Origin of the sequence: Aeromonas sp. SE22 (assembly GCF_038739755.1) — a bacterium.
Taxonomy (GTDB): domain Bacteria; phylum Pseudomonadota; class Gammaproteobacteria; order Enterobacterales; family Aeromonadaceae; genus Aeromonas; species Aeromonas jandaei.
Genome location: NZ_JBCGFD010000002.1, coordinates 148,038 through 169,862 on the forward strand (window position 1 = coordinate 148,038; position 21,825 = coordinate 169,862).

A 21,825-nucleotide genomic window follows, 5' to 3' on the forward strand; every position below is an offset into this window, starting at 1 on the left:
ATCAACCCTTTTTATATGCTGAAAAGCTCTGGGCAGTTTTATCCTTGTCCGAAAGCAACACCCCTTCTACAGGCCATTCAATGCTAATATCAGGGTCATTCCAGCTGATAGCACCTTCACTCTCACGATGATAATAGTCAGTTGTTTTATATAAAAATTCAGCACTCTCACTCAGTGTTACGAAACCATGTGCGAATCCTTCGGGGATCCACAATTGACGTTTATTTTCTGCTGAAAGATGAACACCCACCCATTGGCCGAAGGTCGGTGAGCTTTTACGGATATCTACCGCCACATCAAATACTTCACCAGCTACACAACGCACCAGCTTGCCTTGGGCATGAGGCGGCAACTGATAGTGCAAGCCGCGCAATACCCCTTTTGACGATTTGGAGTGATTATCCTGCACAAATGTCACCGGATATCCTACCGCCTCTTCAAACAACTTGTGGTTGAAACTCTCAAAGAAAAAACCACGCTCATCACCAAATACTTTTGGCTCAAAAATAAGTACATCAGGGATTGCTGTCTTGATTACATTCATCTGTCTATCCACATTAGATTCAATCTTTATGGGGGGCATCTTCCCGCCCCCCATATCACATCAGGCTTTGGCAACCATTTTTAGCAAATATTGTCCATACGCATTCTTTGCCAGTGGCGCGGCAAGTTCACGGACCTGATCGGCATTGATAAACTTCTGGCGATAGGCGATCTCTTCCGGGCAAGCGACTTTCAGCCCCTGACGAGTCTCGATGGTCTGAATAAAGTTGCTCGCTTCAATCAGGCTTTCATGGGTACCGGTATCCAGCCAGGCATATCCTCGGCCCATCATCGCCACCGACAGATTGCTTTGCTCCAGATAAATGCGGTTCACATCGGTAATTTCCAGCTCACCACGGGGCGATGGCTTCAGGCTCTTGGCGATCTCCACCACACTGTTGTCATAGAAATAGAGTCCGGTGACCGCATAGTTGCTCTTGGGCTCCAGTGGCTTCTCTTCCAGAGAGATAGCGGTACCCTCTTTATCAAATTCCACGACCCCATAACGCTCAGGGTCATGCACGTGGTAGGCAAAGACGGTAGCGCCACTCTCTTTGGCAGCAGCCGCTTCAAGCTGTTTCTGCAGGTCATGGCCGTAGAAGATGTTATCGCCCAGTACCAGTGCACAGGGGTCTGATCCGATAAAATCTTCACCCAGAATAAAGGCTTGGGCCAGACCGTCCGGGCTTGGTTGAACCTTGTATTGCAAGTTCAGGCCCCACTGGCTGCCATCACCCAACAATTGCTCAAAACGGGGGGTATCTTGCGGTGTGCTGATGATCAAGATATCGCGAATACCGGCCAGCATCAGGGTGCTGAGCGGATAGTAGATCATCGGCTTGTCATAGATGGGCAGCAGCTGCTTGCTCACCGCCATGGTCACAGGATAGAGACGGGTGCCTGAGCCACCGGCCAGAATAATGCCTTTACGTTTGGTCATGATGCTTGTTTCTTATTTTTAATTTGCAAAAGAAAAGGGTGGCTTACGGCCACACCTTTTAGGTTTTATCCCTGCCAGTCAGGGATGCAGTCACTACACCCCTGACCAGTGATTTATTTGCCCAGGATCTCGGTCAACATCCGCTCCACACCTACCGTCCAGTCTGGCAGCACCAGATCGAAGGTGCGCTGGAATTTGCCGGTATCAAGGCGGGAGTTACAGGGGCGTTTGGCCGGGGTCGGGAAGGCGCTGGTCGGCACAGCATTGAGTTGCGTCACCGCCAGTTCAACCCCGGCCTCTCTGGCTTTGGCAAACACCAGCTGGGCGTAGTCAAACCAGGTTGTGGTACCAGAGGCAATCAGATGATACAGCCCGGCGACCTCGGATTTGCGCTGCGCCACACGGATCGCATGGGCGGTGCAATCAGCCAGCAACTCGGCGCCAGTCGGGGCGCCGAACTGGTCATTGATAACCGACATCTCGCTACGCTCTTTGCCAAAACGCAACATGGTCTTGGCAAAGTTGGCGCCGCGGGCGGCGTAGACCCAGCTGGTACGGAAGATCAGATGACGAGCGCAGAGAGTGGCGCCTTGTTCACCCGCCAGCTTGGTTTCGCCATAGACGTTAAGCGGTGCCGTTGCATCGGTTTCTACCCAGGGGCGCTCACCGCTGCCATCGAACACATAGTCGGTGGAGTAATGTACCAACCAGGCACCCAATGCTTCCGCTTCTTTAGCGATAGCAGCCACACTGGTGGCATTGAGCAGTTCGGCAAACTCCCGCTCGCTCTCCGCCTTGTCGACTGCGGTATGGGCCGCGGCGTTGACAATCACGTCCGGTTTGACCAGACGTACCGTTTCGGCCACCCCTGCCGGGTTGCTGAAATCGCCACAATAGTCGGTGGAGTCAAAATCAACGGCAGTGATGTGCCCCAACGGCGCCAGTGCGCGCTGCAGCTCCCAGCCTACCTGGCCGTTTTTACCAAACAGCAGGATATGCATCAGGCACGCTCCCCATCGTTCTGTTCAATCGCGGAATAGTGCTGCTCAATCCAGGATTGGTAGGCGCCGCTCTTGACGTTGCTGACCCACTGCTGGTTATCCAGATACCACTGCACGGTTTTGCGAATGCCAGACTCGAACGTTTCTTGCGGTTGCCAAGCAAGCTCACAGCTCATCTTGGTCGCATCGATCGCATAGCGGCGATCGTGACCGGGACGATCCGCTACATAGGTGATTTGCTCACGGTAAGAGCCCGCCTTCGGTACCATCTCGTCCAGCAGATCGCAGATGGTGTGGACCACCTCCAGATTCTGCTTCTCGTTATGGCCGCCGATGTTGTAGGTCTCCCCGACCAAGCCTGTGGTCACCACCTTGTAGAGCGCGCGCGCATGATCTTCTACATAGAGCCAGTCACGGATCTGGTCGCCCTTGCCATAGACCGGCAGCGGCTTGCCATCCAGTGCATTGAGGATCACCAGCGGGATCAGCTTCTCGGGGAAGTGATAAGGGCCGTAGTTGTTGGAGCAGTTGGTGACAATGGTCGGCAGGCCGTAAGTACGGCGCCAGGCGCGTACCAGATGGTCGCTGGAAGCCTTGGAGGCAGAATAGGGGCTGCTGGGGGCGTAGGGAGTGGTTTCGGTAAAGAGCGGCAATGGCTCACCGGCGGCTACTTCATCCGGATGGGGCAGGTCGCCATACACCTCGTCGGTGGAGATATGGTGGAAGCGGAAAGCCGCCTTGCGTACTTCATCCAGACCGTTCCAGTAGGCGCGAGCCGCTTCCAGCAACATATAGGTACCGACAATATTGGTCTCGATAAAGTCGGCAGGCCCAGTGATGGAGCGGTCAACATGGCTCTCGGCAGCCAGGTGCATCACCGCATCCGGTTGGTGCTGGGCAAACACCCGATCCAGCTCGGCGCGATTACAGATATCCACCTGCTCAAACGCATAACGATCGCTTGTCGATACATCGGCCAGGGATTCCAGATTGCCGGCATAGGTGAGTTTATCGAGGTTGATAACGGCATCCTGAGTATCACGGATGATATGGCGCACCACGGCAGAGCCGATAAAGCCTGCGCCACCGGTAACGAGAATTTTCATAGATATGTGTTCTCTTGCGAAGAGTTGGTTTGGGAGAGGGTGCGGGCTAATGCAAAAACAAATGACAGCTCAGGGCTGTGGTCTTAAACATCAACATCACTACAAGGCATAGTGATAGGCGATGGGTAAAACCCAAACAAATCAGCAGTAAATTCATTGGCTACCGCCCCTGGGTTACAGCCCCCAGTTTGCTGCTTTTAACCTGATTGTGCTTGCTGTTGGTCATCGTGTCCTCCAGCATTATTTTGTCTTGATGGTGCTTTACCATGCGGCTACTTCGCATATTTCAGCAAGATAGCGCTCGTACATGGCAAGAACGACACACCGTACCAGCCCGATAGAGCGGAAGATTCTATCTCGATTACGACAAGAGTGCACACCAAAAAGTGTCTTAATCTCTCGTTTTTAATCAAGAGTCGATGGAGAACCAAAAGAGCTGTATGACCCCTCCATATAAAGTGGTGAAAGAGCAGCCAAGCATGAGCAATATGGAGAAAAATGGGGCAACCATTTTGGTTGCCCCATTAACAGGAATGGGACTCTAGCAAAACCAATTCTGGCACCTGCAGGTTAGTTCAGAGAACAATCGCCAGCCAGCCATTAGTCATGTTTTGACTCATGGGTATGGGTCAGGCGCTCTTCTTTGCTGCTGTGTTTGGTGAAGTAACGCATCACCAGCACGAAGAAAAGCGGCACGAAGAAGATGGCCAGCACGGTGGCGCTGATCATCCCCCCCATCACGCCGGTACCGATGGCATTACGGCTGCTGGCGCCGGCGCCGGAGCTGATCACCAGCGGCAGCACCCCGAGGATAAAGGCAAGCGAGGTCATCAGGATCGGACGCAGACGCAGACGCGCCGCCTCCACCACCGCCTCACCCAGCCCCATCCCTTTGTCATAGAGCTCTTTGGCAAATTCCACGATCAAAATCGCGTTCTTCGCCGACAAGCCTATGGTGGTGAGCAGGCCCACCTGGAAGTAGACGTCGTTCTCCAGCCCACGCAGGGTGGCAGCCAAAATGGCCCCCAGAACCCCGAGCGGCACCACCAGCATCACCGAGAAGGGGATGCTCCAGCTCTCGTAGAGGGCCGCCAGGCAGAGGAACACCACCAGCAGCGAGATCGCGTAGAGCGCGGGTGCCTGTGAACCGGCCTGCCGCTCCTGGAAGGAGAGCCCGGTCCACTCGATGCCCACCCCTTCCGGCAGCTTCTTCACCATCTGCTCGATGGCAGCCATGGCATCACCGGTACTCTTGCCGGGCGCAGCTTCCCCGACGATCTCCATCGCCGGCACGCCGTTGTAACGCTCCAGACGCGGCGAGCCGAAGCTCCACTCGGTGCTGGCAAACGCGGAGAAGGGCACCATCTGGCCAGCGCTGTTGCGCACATACCAGAGCTTCAGGTCTTCCGGGTTCATCCGGAAGGGAGCATCAGCCTGCATATAGACCTTCTTGATCCGGCCGCGGTCGATGAAGTCATTGACGTAGGCAGAACCCCAGGCGCTTGCCAGCGTGTTGTTGATCTCCGCAATGGAGAGCCCCTGCGCCAGCGCCTTCTCGTAGTCGATCTTGATATCGAGCTGCGGCGTATCTTCCATCCCGTTCGGGCGCACCCGCACCAGAGTGGGATCCTGCGCCGCCATACCGAGCAGCTGATTGCGCGCCGCCATCAGCTTCTCGTGACCGATACCGCCGCGATCCTGCAGGAAGAAGTCAAAACCGGTCGCCGTACCCAGCTCGGGGATGGGAGGCAGGTTAAAGGCGAAGACCTGCGCCTCCTTGATACTGAACAGATAACCCATGGCGCGACCGATGATGGCATTGGCACTGCGATCCGGGCTCTTGCGCTCACTCCAGTCCTTGAGCTTGATAAAGGCCATACCGCTGTTCTGACCGCTACCGGCGAAGCTGAAGCCCGCCACCGTCAGAACAGAATCGACGTTATCCTTCTCGTTTTTCAGGAAGTAGTCGCGCATGTCCGCCAGCACCACCTCAGTGCGCTGCTTGGTCGCACCCACCGGCAACTGAACCATGGACATGATGACCCCCTGATCCTCCTCCGGCAGGAAAGAGGTGGGCATCCGCATAAAGAGCACCGCCAGCACCGCCAGCATGGCACCGTAGATGAGGCTGTAGCGCACGCCCTGCTTGATCACCTTGCCTACCCCGCGCTGGTAGCGCTGGGTACCGGCATCAAAGGCGCGGTTGAACCAGCCAAAGAAGCCGCGCTGGGCACCGAACTCGCCATGTTTCATTGGCTTGAGCAGGGTTGCACAGAGGGCCGGCGTCAGGATCAATGCCACCAGCACCGACAAGGTCATGGCCGAAACGATGGTCAGCGAGAACTGGCGATAGATGGCGCCGGTCGAGCCGCCGAAGAAGGCCATCGGCACGAATACGGCGGAGAGCACCAAGGCAATCCCCACCAGCGCGCCGGTGATCTGGGTCATCGACTTGCGGGTCGCTTCCAGCGGGGAGAGATCCTCCTCGCTCATCAGCCGCTCCACGTTCTCCACCACCACGATGGCGTCATCCACCAGAAGGCCGATAGCCAGCACCATGCCGAACATGGTGAGGGTGTTGATGGAGAAGCCAAATGCGGCCATCACCCCGAAAGTCCCGAGCAGCACCACGGGCACCGCGATAGTCGGGATCAGGGTGGCGCGGAAGTTCTGCAGGAACAGATACATGACGCAGAACACCAGGAAGATCGCCTCGATCAGGGTCTGCACCACCTCCTCGATGGAGATCTTCACGAACGGCGTGGTGTCGTAGGGGTAGACGATCTTCATGTTGGCCGGGAAGTACTCTGACAGCTCGTTGAGCTTGGCACGCACCTTCTCGGAGGTATCCAGCGCGTTGGCACCGGTCGCCAACTTGATGGCTACCGCCGCGGTGGGTTGACCGTTGTAGAGCGCCTCGGCGTCGTAGCTCTCGCCAGCCAGCTCGACCCGGGCCACATCTTTCAGCCGCACCTTGGCGCCATCCTGAGTCACCCGCAGCAGGATATCGTTGAACTGCTCGACGGTGGAGAGACGGGTCTGGCCCATGATGGTAGCGGTGAACTGCTGATCGGCCACCGAGGGGGTTCCCCCCAGTTTGCCAAACGCCACCTGGGCGTTTTGCGCCTTGATCGCCAACTGCACATCACTCGGGGTCATCTGCACCCGGTTGAGCTTGTTGGGGTCGAGCCAGATCCGCATGGAGTACTGGCTGCCGAATAGAGTGATATCCCCTACCCCGTCCAGACGGCTCAGCGGCTCCTTGATGTTGGAGACCACATAGTCCGCCAGATCGTCGTTCTTCATGCTGCCATCGCTGGAGATGAAGGCGGCCACCATCAGGAAGCTGCTGGAGGTCTTCTGCACCCGAATGCCCTGCTGCTGCACCTCTTGCGGCAACAGCGACATCGCCTGCTGCAGCTTGTTCTGCACCTGCACCTGGGCGATATCGGGATCAGTCCCCGGCTGGAAGGTCAGGGTCACTGACACCCGGCCGGCAGAGTCGGACTGGGAGGACATGTAGAGCAGGTGATCCAGCCCCGTCATGTTCTGTTCGATGATCTGGGTCACCGAGTCCTCTACCGTCTTGGCAGATGCGCCCGGGTAGCTGGCGGAGATGCTCACCGCCGGCGGCGCAATGCTCGGATACTGGGCCACCGGCAGCTTGATGATGGCAAGGCTGCCCGCCAGCATGATCACCAACGCGATCACCCAGGCAAAAATGGGTCTGTCTATGAAAAATCGAGCCATGAAGCGACTACTCCATCCTACTTGTTGGCCGGGGTGGCAGCAGTTGCCGGCGCCGCAGCCTGTTCAGCCGGATTGACCACGGCCCCCGGACGCACTTTCTGCAAACCGGCCACGATCACCCGCTCGCCGGCATTGAGGCCGGACTCCACCACCCAGCTGGTATCGACAATGCGGCCCAGCTGGACGTTGCGCAGGTCCACCTTGTTGTCCGCCGTCACTACCAGCACGGTGGCGCCGCCGTTGGGGGTACGGGTCACCGCGGTTTGCGGCACCAGCAGCCCTTTGGCCCGCTCGCCCTCTTGCAGGGTGGCGCGCATGAACATGCCGGGCAGCAGCAGATGGGCTGGGTTGGGGACGATCACCCGCAGGGCCACCATGCCGGTGGTCTCATCCACGGTAACGTCAGAGAACTGCAGCGAGCCCTCTTCGCCATAAGTGGTGCCATCTTCCAGCTGGAAGCTCACCTTGGCGCCCTTGTGTTCGTCCTGCACCACCTTGCCCTCGGCCACCAGCCGCTTGAGACGCAGCAGATCGGCGGTGGACTGACGCACATCGACATACATGGGGTCGAGCTGCTGGATGACGGCGAGGCTGTCAGCCTGCTGGGCGGTTACCAGCGCCCCTTCGGTCACCGCGGAGGTGCCAATGCGGCCGCTGATGGGGGCCGTGATGCGGGTGTAACCCAGATTGATCTCGGCGGTGCGCAGGGCTGCCTTGCTCGCCATGATCTCCGCCTGCGCCTGCTTCCAGCTGGCGTCGGCATCATCATAGTCCTGACGGCTGATGGAGTTGACCTTGAGCAGCTCCTGATAGCGCTTGGCCTTGAGGCGGGCGCTCTGCTCGTTGGCCTGCGCCTTGGCCAGATTGGCCTTGGCGCTGGCGACGGCAGCCTGATAGACAGCCGGATCGATCTGATAGAGCAGATCGCCAGCCTTCACATCGCTCCCCTCGGTAAAGAGGCGCTTGAGGATGATGCCCCCCACCTGCGGGCGCACTTCGGCCACCCGCAGCGGGGCGCTGCGGCCGGTCAGCTCACTGGTCAACTTGAGCGGAGCACTCTGCAGGGTCACCACGTCAACCGCGACGGGAGGCATGCCCCCCTGTCCCTGCGGCGCGCCCTTGTCGCCACAACCTGCCAGCAAGCCTGTTGCCAGCAGGGCAAGACCTACCGAACGAGCAAGAATATGTTTATGCATGAAACACCTGAGCCTTTGCCAGTCAATGAACAATCAGGGCCACGTGGGCCCTGTTGGTAAAAATCGGAAAGATGAGGCAATATACATACATTCATAAATGTATGTAAGTGACTTTTTTTGCTGATTAAGGGGCGCAGAAGCAGATGGCCAGACGGACCAAAGAGGAGGCACAGCAAACCCGCTGCACCATCATGAAGACGGCGCTGGATCTCTTCTGCAGCCAGGGGCTGGCCAAGACCAGCCTGACCGACATCGCCAGAGCCGCTGACCTGACGCGCGGGGCCATCTACTGGCACTTCAAAAACAAGGAGGAGCTCTTCTTCTCCCTCTGGGAAGAGCTCTGCCAACCCCTCGCCCATCAGCTCGACGCCTGCGTCAATGAAGAGGAACCCGACCCCCTCGGCAAGCTGCGCGACTTCCTCAAAGAGGTGCTGACCCGCATCACCCGGGATCAGGCCCACCAGCAGATGTTCACCATCCTCTTCAATCTCGAATCGCTGGAGGGGGAAGCCATCTCCCTGCGCGAACATATCCGCAGCCAGTCCAGCAACTTCTTTCGGGACCTGGAGACCACCCTCACCAATGCCATCCGGCGCGGACAGCTGCCTGCCAATCTGGATCTGCGGCGAGCCTCCACCCTGCTTCACTGTACTCTTGATGGCTACATCATCAACTGGCTCCACTTTCCGGAGCGGATCGATCTGGCGGCCGAGTCGGAGTACCTGCTCGACTGCATGTTCACCATGCTGACCCAGCCTCGCAATCCGGCGGTTCGTTCCTAGTGTTCACCCTCTGCGCCAACTTGCGGCGGGACGCTTTGCCAGCGCAGCCCCCGATTTGCTAAGGTAGCGCCCCCTGTAGCCGCCTCGGCCCGAGACCATCGCTGTGACATCCACTGACGCCATCACCCCAGATAACGCCCATTCCGCCAGCCCGACTCCGGCGCACATCGCCTTTACGGCCCGGCTGGCCGCAGGCGCCCACCTGCTCAACCTCGACTGCGGCGACGGGGTGGATCTCTGCTGGCTGCGGGATGGCGGTTTTCGGGTCACCGCCTGCGAGCCCGAGCTGGCGCTGGCCCGCCGCGCATCGCGCCGCTCGGGTCAGGCGGTGCGGGTTTGCCCCATCGCGGGGATGCGCAGCGTGCTCCCCTATGACGGCATCTGGCTCAGTCGCTCCACCGACCTTGCAGGGCAGAGAACAACTGACACCCTGCGCCATCTTGCCACCCTGCTCAAACCGGGTGCGCCGCTGGCGTTGCCGGTTGCAACCGATCTCGCGGCAGCCATGACTCAGCTGGCCGAGCAGCTCGAACAGGATGAGATCCCGCTGGCGATCTGCGCGGAGCAGCCTGCCCAATCCGCGGCGGCGTCGAGTTATCTGCTGCTCACCCGCACGACAGCTTGATTGGCGGCACCGGTTAACCCCTTAACGGCGCTCGCTTTTATCCCTAGCAGGCTCTAACCCCGAGACCCTGCACGCCCTCTGTCAGCCCCCCCATGTGCAGTCCACCATGACGAACCTTGCGCGTTTAAATATGGGCGTTTTCCGGTCGGAAAAAACAGTCATTAACAATATTTAACTCGGCTTTAACCCATTCAAGACAGACATAATGCGGATTCTGTGTTAGAAAGTGTGATTAATATCAAAATTTAATAACAAATCAGACAATACAACCAACACCGGATTTCCTTATGAAACTTGTCCTCAAACTCATTGCTGGCATCCTGGCCGGTCTCTTGCTCGGTCTCTACGCCCCTGAGTGGGTGGCGCGCGTGCTGTTTACGGCCAAGACAGTCATAGGTCAGCTCATTACCTTCACCATTCCGCTCATCATCCTCTTCTTCATCATGAGCGGTATCGCCAGCCTGCCGAAAAACTCCGGCAAGCTGCTGGGCAAAACCGTGGCCCTCTCCTACTGCTCCACCATTCTGGCGGGCCTGTTCGCCTTTACCGTGGCGAGCCACCTGATCCCGCAGCTGACCACCGCCGCCGAGCCCACTACCGCCGAGGCGGTCAAGCTCGCCTCCTACGTCAATCTGGAGATCCCGCCGCTGTTTGGCGTGATGTCCGCGCTGGCCGCCGCCTTCGTGTTCGGTATCGGCATCAGCGCCACCCAGGCCACCGATCTGCGCCGAGTCGCCGATCAGGGCCGTGACATCATCGACCGCCTGCTGGCCAAGGTGATCATTCCGCTGCTGCCGTTCTACATCGCCGGCGTCTTTGTCGAGATGACGGTGGAAGGCACCGTGTTCGCCACCCTGAAAACCTTCGGCGTGGTGCTGGTGATGGCCATCCTGATGCACTGGGTATGGCTCTCCGTGCTGTTCGTCGGTACCGGTCTGGCCCTTGGCCGCTCACCGGCCCAGCTCATCAAGAACATGCTGCCGGCCTACTTCACCGCGCTGGGTACCATGTCGAGCGCCGCCACCATTCCGGTTGCCCTGCAGTCGAGCAAGAACAACGGGGTGAGCGACGGCATCGCCAACTTCACCGTGCCGCTGTGCGCCACCATTCACCTCTGCGGCTCCACCATTACCCTGGTGACCTGCGCCACCGCGGTGATGTTCCTCTCCGAACATCTGGCCATTCCGGGCATCGACACCATGCTGCCCTTCATCATGATGCTGGGTGTGATCATGATCGCCGCCCCGGGGGCTCCGGGCGGTGGCGTGATGTCGGCACTGGGTCTGCTCACCTCCATGCTCGGTTTCGGTGAAGCCTCCATCGCCCTGATGATCGCCCTCTATCTGGCGCAGGACAGCTTCGGCACCGCCTGCAACGTCACCGGTGACGGCGTGATTGCCCTCTGGGCCGATCGCTTCGCCAATGGCAGCGAGAGCGCTGCTCCCGTGCCCGAGGTCGAACAGGCGTAAGCTCACCGGGAAAGCACTCTGCAAAAACCACAGGCCCGAACCTCTGTTCGGGCCTGTGTCGTTTCTGCCTTAAGCCATCTGACCAGAGCCAGTCAGGCACCATCAGCGCAAGTCGGCACCCCACACCATCGAATCGGCATCATGGGGCCACCCGCTGCACTCGTCAGATTGTTACTCTAGCGAAACAGTAAACCGAAACACTGTTACACCGACGATAACAATCAAGCGCATCAACCGCCGCAGAGCCATACTTGCTGCCAGCATCACAGCCGCCCGCTCACCACGCTGGCGGCAGCCATCACCGCAGGAGAAGAGATCATGTCCATCTGGTTATTGAGTCTGCTCGCCTCGTTTGTGCTGATCCTCGCCATGACCACCCTCATCTGGTGGCGCCAGTATCGGCTGGCCCAGCAGCGACCGGACAAGCAGATCCGCCCCTGCGGCTGTTCGAGTGCCCGCGCTGACCACCTCGGCCAGTCAAACGAGCCGCCGCGCAAACCATAACGGGCTGCGGGCGATGAGCCAAAACACAGCGACCATTCAATCTGACAAATGCAAAGGGGACGCTCGCTGGCGTCCCCTTCTCTTGCTCTGCATCGTTGCCCCTCTTGCTTGCCCCTTGCCCCCCTTGCGCTGGCTTTGCCTCCCCCATCTCACTCTGCCGGTTTCGCCTCGTCCGTTTCAGGCGTAGTGGCCGGATCCTGATACTGCTGATAGATGGCATAAAACTCGGCCTTGTTGCGCAGGGCCGCGGCGACACAGGCGGGATCAAACTGGCTGCCGGCATGCTCCTCCAGATAGGCAAAGGCCGTCTCGAACGGCCAGGGCTGCTTGTAGGGGCGCTCGCTGGTCAGGGCATCAAACACATCGGCCACCGCCACGATGCGCGCCGCCAGCGGGATCTCCTCCCCCGCCAGCCCCAGCGGATAGCCGGTGCCGTCAAAGCGCTCGTGATGGCTGGCGATGATATTGGTCAGCATGTCGGTGTGGTGAATGCCGTCGAGGCCAAACTCGCTGATCATCAGGTTGATCATCTCCTGCCCCTTGCCGGGGTGACACTTCATGATCTCGAACTCTTCCGGGGTCAGCTTGCCCGGCTTGAGCAGGATACCGTCCGGCACCGCAATCTTGCCGATATCGTGCAGCCCGGAGAAGAGATAGACAAACTCCACCTCCTCATCGCTGAGGCCAGTGACAGGGGCCAGGGTTCTGGCGATCAGCCGGGAGTAGGCCGACATCCGGTGCAGATGGTTGGCGGTCTCCTCATCCCGATAGCGGCTGAACTCCCGCGCCGTGGTCAGCGCCCCGCCAAGGGTCTGAATGGAGAAAAACTCCACCGCAATGATGGCCGAGAGCATCTGGGCGTAGGCCGACAATTCGCTTCGGATCGGCTCGTTGAAATAGTCCGGCTCCATGGCATCGCAAAACAGAAAGCCAAACAGCTTGCTGTTGAACAGCAGCGGCTCGGTATAGCTGGAGGCATAGCCCGCCTCCAGCAGCTTGCGGCTGTGCTCCGACGCAGAGTCACGCAGGGCATCGAGATTGCCGAGCACGCGGGCGTGGTGGTGCTCCGCCAGATAGCGCAGGGAGGGCACATCGCTCAGCTTCACCTCGTACTGCACCAGCGGAGAGTGGCCTTCGGTGCTGTGGGCAAAGGTCTTGAGCTGATCGGTATGAGGGTCGTAGATTGCGATGGCCACCCGGCTCAGCTTGTCAAAACGCTCCCTGAGGGTGGCGTGTACGCTCTGCATCCTTTCGCCAAATGAACTCTCCATGACCTTCTCCACCGGATATCCGTGATGGGATTATAGTGACTCCCTCTGTCCCCCTCACCTCTGTTGACAGGAAAATCAACAAAGCGGGATCCCGATAACAACCCCGCTCTGCGGGGTCAATAGCCCCATTAATGGCAGGCCATTGGCGGCGATTCGCACCGCCCAATCCTGCCCACTCGGAGATATTGTTCGGTTCTCCCGGCTCCGCTGTATAGTTTTTGGTTAGCCATTTAGGTAAAATCCGCGCCCTTAAAGAGAAGCCACCTAAGAGTGATTGAGCGATGTCCAACACAAAACAGGCCCCCAAAGTAGGATTCGTCTCCCTGGGTTGCCCGAAAAACCTGGTCGATTCCGAGCGCATCCTGACCCAGCTGCGTACCGAAGGGTACGACGTGGTGCCCAGCTATGACGATGCCGAGCTGGTTGTCGTCAACACCTGTGGCTTTATCGACAGTGCCGTGCAGGAGTCGCTCGAAGCGATCGGTGAAGCGCTGGCCGAGAACGGCAAGGTGATCGTCACCGGCTGCCTTGGCGCCAAAGAGAATCAGATCCGCGAGATCCACCCCAAGGTGCTCGAGATCACCGGCCCCCACGCCTATGAAGAGGTGCTGGGTCACGTCCACAAATATGTGGAGAAGCCGCAGCACAACCCCTTCACCAGTCTGGTTCCGGCCCACGGCGTCAAGCTGACCCCGCGCCACTACGCCTATCTGAAGATTTCCGAAGGGTGCAACCACCGCTGCACCTTCTGCATCATCCCCTCCATGCGCGGGGATCTGGTGAGCCGCCCCATCGGCGACGTGCTGGCCGAAGCCAAGCGCCTGAAAGAGGCCGGCGTGAAGGAGCTGCTGGTGATCTCCCAGGACACCTCCGCCTACGGCGTCGATGTGAAGCACCGTACCGGTTTCTACGACGGCATGCCGGTCAAGACCAGCATGGTCGCCCTGTGCGAAGAGCTGGCCAAGCTCGATATCTGGGTACGTCTGCACTACGTCTACCCCTACCCGCACGTGGATGACGTCATCCCGCTGATGCGCGATGGCAAGATCCTGCCCTACCTCGACATCCCGCTGCAGCACGCCAGCCCGCGCATCCTCAAACTGATGAAGCGCCCGGGTTCGGTCGAGCGTACGCTGGAACGGATCCAGAAGTGGCGCGAGATCTGCCCGCAGATCACCCTGCGCTCCACCTTTATCGTCGGCTTCCCGGGCGAGACCGAGGAAGATTTCCAGATGCTGCTCGACTTCATCGACAAAGCGGAGCTGGATCGGGTCGGCTGCTTCAAATACAGCCCGGTCGAAGGGGCATTGGCCAACGAGTTGCCGGACCCGGTGCCGGAAGCCGTGCAGGAAGAGCGCTTCCAGCGCTTTATGGAGCTGCAACAGCAGGTCTCCATCCGCAAGCTGGCCCGTAAAGTGGGTCAGGAGATGACCGTCATCATCGACGAGGTGGATGAAGAGGGTGCCACTGGCCGCTCTTTTGCCGATGCACCGGAGATCGATGGTCTGGTCTACCTCAACGGCGAAACCGGCCTCAAGCCGGGCGACATGGTCAAGGTGCGGATCGACGAATCCGACGAATATGACCTGTGGGCCAGCCTGATTGGCTAATTCAGGCTTTACCAGCCAAATGAAAAAAGCGCCTGCGGGCGCTTTTTATTGGTTGAATATCACGCGCAAACAGGCTGGCCTAGGGGCTGTCGTCATAAGATTGAGGCCCACAGGTATGTGCAGCGGATCTGCGCTGCGGCCACAAACGAGCCCGTGTTTTTTGGCGGATCTTGTGGCAATGCCTCGCCATTGTTTCAGATGAATGAAGGCGTTTTCTACCAAATGCCTTGCCCGATAAAGCTTCCTGTCGTGCTCTCGTGGTTCCTTACGATTCCGTTTGGAAGGGATACATTTTATTGGCATTCCATGTCCGTCGACTGCCAAATGGATCTTGCTATTTAGCCCCCCTTAGTGATCCCCATTAACTCCTATTCCGACCGCTCATGAACCCTTTCTGGGGTAGACGGCATGATTGAACGCTTCTGACACACATTCATACTTACGAGACCAATCCAGCATCTGCCTGATGAGGTTATCTTTGACCAACCCTGGCGCCTTTCTGGTCTGTTGGTAAGTGGGTAATTTCTGATTCTCCGCATTAATTTCAGCTGTCAAATGCTCACTGAAAAGCCACACCTCCTCCGATATTGCCTCTGCAGCCGCTTGCTTCGTGGCATATTCCCCGACAGTTTTACTTTTCAACTGCCTGACTATCTCTTGCTTCACGCTGTCATAGCGTTCATTTTGTGCTTGTCCTCCCTTTTCCCTCGCCGTCATCTTCTTTTTTTCCTGTTTCTCCTGAATATGGGCAATCTCGAGCGCCTCCAACACCCCAATCAATTTCATCAATACACATATCGCCCCCCAGAGAGAATGCTGCGCTTCATCGGGTTGCGTGGTTTTATTTAGCTCACTCCACAGATAATAAAGCGCAGTGAGATGACTATATTCCGATATCCGTGAGGGAAAATCGTCCTTGACACGGCCACATACTCTGACGAATTCAAGAAGCTTAATTGTTTTCACGTCACTGACACCAAGCTGATAAATGTACGGACGCAATTTCTTCGCCAACACCTCATTAGTGTGATGCGTCAACAACAGATCCGTTGGGGCCAACCACGCCCTGTTCCGTGGCCACTGCGCGCCAGCACAAAGTTCCCTTAGGACGTCTACGCGTTCATTGTACTCAACGCTCAGCGCCTCAAATGAAAATTTACTCATAAATCAATCACTTATGGTTTGTTGTTTTTGTTGGTTAGCGCACGTATTTTCGATGCCATATGAAAACGCTAATCTTGGCCCCATCGAAAGTCAACCAAACAAGAGGAACCCAAGCCATGGTCACACAACCCAGTATTAAGGTGCTACGGATGCCTGCCGTCGAGCAAAAAATAGGGATGTCTCGCTCAACCTTCTATGACTGGCTTAACCCAAAATCCCCCCGATATGACCCAACCTTTCCCCGGCCCAAGCATTTGGGAAAACACTCCGTCGGGTGGAGTGAATCTGAACTTGATGAATGGTTACTGAGGCGTTAATAAATGCACTCTGAGCATTGAAATCACGTCAACCATTTCATGAAAAATGAAATTGTAAAATAAAAAGGATGATATATGCCTAAACGTATCACGTTCTAACAGATGGAATTAGACTATTTGCGAGATAGATAATTATTGTCGAGTTAACAATGCCTCTTACCCCAGGGGGCTTCAAACTTGTTAAGTGTATTGTCGAAATAACAAGCTAATTACGGAGTGATATATAACCATCAACCTTTGGTTATATATGGCACTTAGGTCACCCAGCATGTTGGATAGTTATTATATATAAATCTATTGTTTCTTATCTTTATAAAGGACAATCAACACGTCCATGTAGGCAGAGAGTCATATCACATGGGTACGATGGGCATGTTGCTTTATAAGCAAGATGCGTTATCAACCTATAGCGTTTAGCCCCTGTAAGGGGGCATCACTGACATATATAACAACGCCGATAATACAACCTGCACATTGTTCCCCCACTTAGGGGAACGAATACGCTCGTATAAAAAATGACAGCCATATAGGAATTAATACATGACATTTTATCAAACCATCTATGGTGACCATATCCTAAGTTACTACGAGAGGATTATCTTTACCCTCCGTGCTGCATCAAATAATTATACGAGAACATTAGTGCTACGTGTCGATTTACATGACCCTGCGATTATTGAGCATGGCGATACGGTAACCTGCTTCCATAATTACCACCCTGGTGTCATGAATCGTTTTATCAACTCCCTTAGTGCGAAGCTAATAGCGCACCGGCAGCGGACAGCACAATCCGGCAAACGGGTTTATCCCAATACACTCCGGTATGCGTGGGTACGTGAATTTAGCCAAACAGGAAAGCGCCATTTTCATGTGCTCTTGCTGTTTAACAAAGATGCATTCTTTCATCTCGGCGATTACGACATTGAAAACAGTACGCTTAGAACCATGATCACAACTGCATGGTGTACCGCATTAGGAGAGCCCCCAGAATTAGGACAACATTGGGTGCACTACCCTGACAACGGCAAATATACCCTGCATAAGCAGGACGTAGACCGAGGCATTTATCCTGAGGGTTTGATAGATAGGATCCACTACATGACCAAAGTAAAAAGCAAATCCTCCCATGATAGGCATCGTAATTTCGGATGTAGCCGCATCTAATCACCATATCGATTAAACGCGGTCACTCATATAACTCGCTGGGCGGCTATAGCTACCACCTTCAACGTTAAAATGTCGCCCCCATTTACATTTTTTCGTCAAGGAGAAGACCACGTAACGGCTCCAATAAGAGCCATTCAATGCGATTTATACAGACCAGCAATAGCTGATTGTCCTGGTTGATACTCCCACACACATACCGATGAGGTCAATTATCAACCAAACAATAAACACAACAAAATCAATAGACTATGGGATTTATTGTTCATTTGTGAGGTTTTGCATAAGTGTAAAATATCGCTATTACCTATGCTGACACGTTGGGCTACTGTCGCAGACAGTACCCCACGACCATCCACTCATTGAGGTCTCTGGATTGTCGTTCTCTCTGATGAGCCACGTAACGATGTGGGTACTAAGTAGTCAGCAGATGAAGTCAGGGCTGGGAAGAAAACTGAGGCGCACGATAGTGAACGGCATCTGCTCTCAAATGTGAGAAAGTGCTGCATCACCAACGTTTAATATCAAGAAAAGACATATCTGACGATGTTATCCCGTGGGAGGGGCTCATGACTGACATTAACATAGCGAAGATAATGTCAATTCGTTTCATCCACGTAGATGTAATTAGACTGCCGTCCAGCGGGACTCTTAAACCCAATGAATTAAATCCGTATATAGCTGCATTTTGGAGTAAATGTTGGTATGCCTAAGCAAACAACTGAGTATAATCGAATAAATGTAAACATCAGCACACCAGAGACATTGGATGCACTGGATAATTACAAAGAAACAAGAGGGATTTCCCGCTCAAAGGCGGTAAGTCAAATACTGGATGCTTGCGTGCACATCCTTAAAGATATAACCTACCATCATGTTTCTGCCAATGAATTAGAAAATCGTCTACTAAATAAGGTGTATAGGAGAGACACGCTACAAAAAAGAAGTGGCGTTGCGGCAGAGAAGCACTGCCTTCATATCTGGCATGATAAGCTCCAGTCAGCCAAATTATTTGATTTTGACAACTGCAAGAGCTTTAATGATGTTAAACAATTTAAACGCCACACGCGTAGAGATAATGGCTTCGGGAAAGTTGAGCATCGACACATAGAAAATATGTGTCAAAATATGATGGCGCGCAGTGGTGCAAATTACGCCATCTTCATCTGCTTTGAACGGGGCATCCGTAAATATAAAAACATAAAAGTGGCTACTGGAAATGGTATTGCATTATTGGCAAATGATTACTTTTATGATGAGTATAAATTTGATTTTGAAGGGGCGATGCTAATCAATGTGTATGACCTTATCCCTTCTGGCATCACAGGCATTGAAGAGGCCAACAAAAAATTAGGTGTGTTTTGCTGGGTCCCCATTATAACCTATAATAATAAAGTCGTTATTGTTCCCGTATACAAAGTCGCCCCAGGCACAATACCAACACAAAAGAAGCCACAAAGCATTACAATAGTTCACAGCGATGTAAACAGTCAAATTAGATGATAAAAATGGGTTCGCCGCCATGAAATATTGCACAATACAGATTGGACAACAAACGCTCACTCATCAGGACGTTCTGTCTGCATATTCTCTAGATAGGATTTCCTCTACATGCTTATCACGCCATTTGAAGGTGGACTCATTCCTCTTAACAGGTCTCATTACAATAATGTATGAGTATATATTATCTCCATGAACCCAACCAAGGGACTGCACCAAGCAGTCCCTTTTACTATTTATCTCACCGCTATGTCTCCCATGAAAACAGGTTTCGTTCTCAGGGATATAGGTGATTTAACCTTTGGCTAAGCGACAAACCAACCGCTCTACCGTGTCCAGTAACAAGGTCCGGTCGGCGTCATTGAGCCGGGCTAATTGCTGGCTCAGTACAATCCCTTGCTCAGTAGGCCGGTTACTGGTCTCACGCAGGAAGTCTGCCAGCTCACAGCCAAACAGCTGAGCAAGCTCCGCCAGCCGCACTACGGTCGGTACCACAATCCCCCGCTCCATTCGAGAGACAGCCTCCATCCCGATACTGAGGTGTTCAGCAACCTGCTCTTGGGTAAACCCAGCATGGTTACGCTGACGCCCAATGGCCTTACCCACGTTCTTGGCTAACTGCTCAAAATTGATATCTGTCATAAGTCCTCCTGTCAACCCTTATGGTTGAGGGCAGACCCGTTGACATGAAGGACCTCAAAAGGCGAATATCAACCCAGTGGGTTGTCGCTGGACATTTTTTGCCTATCTAACCGGTATAGAGTTACCCAATTCCCTACGACTTACTACCAACAGGAGTTCTCATGAAACAGCTCGTTCCATTGCTCACGCTGGCACTCACTGCACCGAGCGCCATGGCCAGTAGTCCCAATGACATCTGGTCCTATCAAGACAGTACAGGCACCAGCTTGGCTCAAGCGTGCAATAACAAAAGTACCTGTGAGCTGCTCTACAAAAACAGCCACTACACTGCCTTGGTAAACAACCGCTCCCAAACAGGCTGTGCCATTGGTGACCTGCTGGTTGCCGAACACGCCAGTCGCAGCTTTAAGAAACTGGATACCGGTACCTGCAGCGCTTCGGCCAGTATCAATGTCAATACCTACAATCGTCTGAACAACGTCGATATCATGCTTGGTGACCGACTCATCAAACGTTATCCGCTGGATGCCTGGAAATGGGAAGAAACAAGAAAGGAAGGTAAAAAACCATCTTGGAATAAAGCTGAAGAAAATACTGGCACACGAAAATCATATTGGCATTATGTTATAGACTATCTTAGTTCAGATGATGGTTTTGTTTATAATTATGATCTATTGGGAAACGATAACACCTTATCCATAAAGTGCGCCCAAAAAAACAACGGGAACCTAACTCACGGAAGAATATCGCTTTATCATGGTGCGCTTGAGATGAAAAGAGTCTCCACTTTAAATGTTGATGGCAAGGATATATCTATTAAAGCCAACAACAAAGCAGAATGGGATACGGCTATTAATGCATTATTTCAAGCATCTCAGATAATTTTTGAAGATGACTCGGAGAAAGTCACGATATATACAGACAAATCAACACGTCCTAAAAAATTCACGTGCAATTATTAATGCACAACAGCCATGATACATCCAAAGGATGTTAAAAATACGTCTATGAATCCAATCTGAATTAAGCATACACCAGTGGGAGGTCAGCACCTTAAATGAGAATAACCATGTATCACATGAGTAAATATTATTTATTACCACTGTTTGCTGGATTACTATGGGCTTCGACCTGTATCGCCCAAGAACAACGCTACCTCGTTATCCAGCACACCGACACCGTATACGCCAACCAAGGCGTCTGCGCATACCACTTCTCCTTAGATAGCGGTGGAGCCGGTGAATTTGGTCGGCTGTACATCACACTGCAATTCAATGACAAGAAAGGTAAACCCCTGACTGAATCGACGCTGGAGGTTGGCCCCTTCGGCGGGAGCTCCGCCACACGCTATGGCGGTGGTTTTACGGAAGTTGATTGTGGACAGGTTGAGCAAGCCAAGTCTATCACCATTATTCAGGCGACCGAGGTCTTTGCACATAACCAAGTTACCCAGCTCCCCATCTCCACCTTTACCCCCAAGTTTTACCAACCACTGAAGATCACCGTGAGCGGCAAGTAGCCCGCTCAGGAAAAACAAAGCCAAAGGGCGTCACCGTAATGGTGACGCCCTTCTTCATTTCCAATCCTTGATGAGGATCATCACTCTATGACACGACATTTCATTATCGGCGATCACTTGGTAACACCGCAGCCTGAAGGCCACCATCACGGGATCTTTGTTGGCGATGACAAGGTTATTCACTGCCTGCCATCGCCTGCTGGAGGTCACTCAGGCCAACTGGCGCTGACCTCGTTAGCTGAATTCAGTCAGCACTGCATCATTGAGGTCAAACCCCATGCCCAGCGCCTGTTCAGTCGAGAGGAGAGCCTGATACGGGCTTACGCACGGCTCAACGAAGGTGAACAAGGCCAGCCATTTGCTAGTGGCGAGCAATTTGTTAGCTGGTGCATCGAAGGACTTGCCCGTCCCCCCAAGTTGCTGCAGACCGCAGTTGCAACGGTAGTGGCTACCGAAGTAGCTCGCCATACGCTTGGCAAAGCGGCTACCAGTGCAACTGCAGGGCTTGCTGCCAGCACGCTGGCCACGACTGCTGGCGGTAGTGGCGCAGCAGCGACCGTGGTGTCCGTTACCGGTATTGCCGCTGCCCCTCTGTTAGCCCCCCTTGCTGTGGGTGCCGTCGCGGCCTATGGCATCAGCAAACTGTGGGATTGGCTCAGCGACTGAGTTATCCCCCGATCTGGATGAGAGGTGTTTCGCCTCTCTCTTTGAACTCCATGAGG

20 protein-coding genes and 1 pseudogene are annotated in these 21,825 nt (G+C 54.7%); 11 read left to right on the plus strand and 10 right to left on the minus strand.

Features of this window, described 5'->3' with window-relative positions; translation table 11 throughout:
• Nucleotide 1 precedes the first annotated feature (1 nt).
• The 6 genes from rfbC to AAHA39_RS04510 all read right to left on the minus strand — a co-directional run bounded on the left by rfbC (nt 2) and on the right by AAHA39_RS04510 (nt 8,536).
• Nucleotides 2-544: a dTDP-4-dehydrorhamnose 3,5-epimerase gene (gene rfbC, locus AAHA39_RS04485; protein WP_320657099.1), complete on the minus strand. Its 543-nt coding sequence runs from the start codon at nt 542-544 to the stop codon at nt 2-4.
• Between the two features lie 60 nt (nt 545-604).
• A complete protein-coding gene (rfbA, locus tag AAHA39_RS04490) occupies nt 605-1,483 on the minus strand; it encodes a glucose-1-phosphate thymidylyltransferase RfbA (RefSeq protein WP_024944114.1) in 879 nt (292 codons plus the stop codon).
• Nucleotides 1,484-1,596: 113 nt separating this feature from the next.
• Nucleotides 1,597-2,484: a dTDP-4-dehydrorhamnose reductase gene (gene rfbD / locus AAHA39_RS04495; protein WP_320657100.1), complete on the minus strand. Its 888-nt coding sequence runs from the start codon at nt 2,482-2,484 to the stop codon at nt 1,597-1,599.
• Nucleotides 2,484-3,590: a dTDP-glucose 4,6-dehydratase gene (gene rfbB, locus AAHA39_RS04500; protein WP_320657101.1), complete on the minus strand. Its 1,107-nt coding sequence runs from the start codon at nt 3,588-3,590 to the stop codon at nt 2,484-2,486. Before rfbB ends, rfbD begins: the two co-directional genes overlap by 1 nt.
• A gap of 600 nt (nt 3,591-4,190) precedes the next feature.
• Nucleotides 4,191-7,340: an efflux RND transporter permease subunit gene (locus tag AAHA39_RS04505; RefSeq protein WP_320657102.1), complete on the minus strand. Its 3,150-nt coding sequence runs from the start codon at nt 7,338-7,340 to the stop codon at nt 4,191-4,193.
• Nucleotides 7,341-7,357: 17 nt separating this feature from the next.
• Nucleotides 7,358-8,536: an efflux RND transporter periplasmic adaptor subunit gene (locus AAHA39_RS04510; RefSeq protein ID WP_033115833.1), complete on the minus strand. Its 1,179-nt coding sequence runs from the start codon at nt 8,534-8,536 to the stop codon at nt 7,358-7,360.
• Nucleotides 8,537-8,679: 143 nt separating this feature from the next.
• Here AAHA39_RS04510 and AAHA39_RS04515 point away from each other — a divergent pair, with 143 nt between their 5' ends.
• The 4 genes from AAHA39_RS04515 to AAHA39_RS04530 all read left to right on the plus strand — a co-directional run bounded on the left by AAHA39_RS04515 (nt 8,680) and on the right by AAHA39_RS04530 (nt 11,916).
• Nucleotides 8,680-9,318: a TetR family transcriptional regulator gene (locus AAHA39_RS04515; RefSeq protein WP_033115834.1), complete on the plus strand. Its 639-nt coding sequence runs from the start codon at nt 8,680-8,682 to the stop codon at nt 9,316-9,318.
• 103 nt (nt 9,319-9,421) lie between these two features.
• Nucleotides 9,422-9,943, plus strand: a complete 522-nt coding sequence (locus AAHA39_RS04520) for a hypothetical protein (RefSeq protein ID WP_320657103.1) — start codon at nt 9,422-9,424, stop codon at nt 9,941-9,943.
• 287 nt (nt 9,944-10,230) lie between these two features.
• Complete coding sequence (locus AAHA39_RS04525) at nt 10,231-11,412, plus strand: dicarboxylate/amino acid:cation symporter (protein WP_320657104.1); 1,182 nt, start codon at nt 10,231-10,233, stop codon at nt 11,410-11,412.
• 318 nt (nt 11,413-11,730) lie between these two features.
• Nucleotides 11,731-11,916, plus strand: a complete 186-nt coding sequence (locus AAHA39_RS04530) for a hypothetical protein (RefSeq protein WP_320657105.1) — start codon at nt 11,731-11,733, stop codon at nt 11,914-11,916.
• A 149-nt stretch (nt 11,917-12,065) separates the two neighbouring features.
• Here AAHA39_RS04530 and AAHA39_RS04535 read toward each other — a convergent pair whose 3' ends face one another.
• The gene (locus AAHA39_RS04535; RefSeq protein WP_320657106.1) at nt 12,066-13,187 is read right to left on the minus strand and encodes an HD domain-containing phosphohydrolase; all 1,122 of its coding nucleotides are present in this window, start codon (nt 13,185-13,187) and stop codon (nt 12,066-12,068) included.
• Nucleotides 13,188-13,468: 281 nt separating this feature from the next.
• On the opposite strand from AAHA39_RS04535, the gene rimO reads away from it, so the two are divergent.
• On the plus strand, nt 13,469-14,797 hold the full coding sequence (gene rimO / locus AAHA39_RS04540) for a 30S ribosomal protein S12 methylthiotransferase RimO (RefSeq protein WP_071911892.1): 1,329 nt from the start codon (nt 13,469-13,471) through the stop codon (nt 14,795-14,797).
• Between the two features lie 92 nt (nt 14,798-14,889).
• On the opposite strand, the pseudogene AAHA39_RS04545 reads toward rimO, so the two are convergent.
• Both AAHA39_RS04545 and AAHA39_RS04550 read right to left on the minus strand, forming a co-directional pair.
• Nucleotides 14,890-15,145 (minus strand): annotated as a pseudogene (locus AAHA39_RS04545) (IS5/IS1182 family transposase); the annotation flags it as partial.
• Nucleotides 15,146-15,178: 33 nt separating this feature from the next.
• On the minus strand, nt 15,179-15,961 hold the full coding sequence (locus AAHA39_RS04550) for a hypothetical protein (protein WP_320657107.1): 783 nt from the start codon (nt 15,959-15,961) through the stop codon (nt 15,179-15,181).
• Nucleotides 15,962-16,110: 149 nt separating this feature from the next.
• Between AAHA39_RS04550 and AAHA39_RS04555 the strand changes: the two genes are divergently transcribed.
• The 3 genes from AAHA39_RS04555 (at nt 16,111) to AAHA39_RS04565 (ending at nt 18,945) form a co-directional block, all read left to right on the plus strand.
• Nucleotides 16,111-16,278, plus strand: a complete 168-nt coding sequence (locus tag AAHA39_RS04555) for an AlpA family phage regulatory protein (RefSeq protein WP_320657108.1) — start codon at nt 16,111-16,113, stop codon at nt 16,276-16,278.
• Between the two features lie 540 nt (nt 16,279-16,818).
• The gene (locus AAHA39_RS04560; protein WP_320657109.1) at nt 16,819-17,442 is read left to right on the plus strand and encodes an inovirus Gp2 family protein; all 624 of its coding nucleotides are present in this window, start codon (nt 16,819-16,821) and stop codon (nt 17,440-17,442) included.
• A gap of 705 nt (nt 17,443-18,147) precedes the next feature.
• Nucleotides 18,148-18,945, plus strand: coding sequence for a hypothetical protein (locus AAHA39_RS04565; protein WP_320657110.1), 798 nt, complete (start codon nt 18,148-18,150; stop codon nt 18,943-18,945).
• 291 nt (nt 18,946-19,236) lie between these two features.
• On the opposite strand, the gene AAHA39_RS04570 is transcribed toward AAHA39_RS04565, so the two are convergent.
• Nucleotides 19,237-19,584, minus strand: a complete 348-nt coding sequence (locus AAHA39_RS04570) for a helix-turn-helix domain-containing protein (RefSeq protein ID WP_320657111.1) — start codon at nt 19,582-19,584, stop codon at nt 19,237-19,239.
• 161 nt (nt 19,585-19,745) lie between these two features.
• On the opposite strand from AAHA39_RS04570, the gene AAHA39_RS04575 reads away from it, so the two are divergent.
• The 3 genes from AAHA39_RS04575 (at nt 19,746) to AAHA39_RS04585 (ending at nt 21,769) form a co-directional block, all read left to right on the plus strand.
• A complete protein-coding gene (locus tag AAHA39_RS04575) occupies nt 19,746-20,546 on the plus strand; it encodes a hypothetical protein (RefSeq protein ID WP_320657112.1) in 801 nt (266 codons plus the stop codon).
• 107 nt (nt 20,547-20,653) lie between these two features.
• A complete protein-coding gene (locus AAHA39_RS04580; RefSeq protein ID WP_320657113.1) occupies nt 20,654-21,103 on the plus strand; it encodes an IrmA family protein in 450 nt (149 codons plus the stop codon).
• Between the two features lie 87 nt (nt 21,104-21,190).
• Nucleotides 21,191-21,769, plus strand: a complete 579-nt coding sequence (locus AAHA39_RS04585; RefSeq protein WP_320657114.1) for a lecithin retinol acyltransferase family protein — start codon at nt 21,191-21,193, stop codon at nt 21,767-21,769.
• The last annotated feature ends 56 nt before the right edge of the window (nt 21,770-21,825 follow it).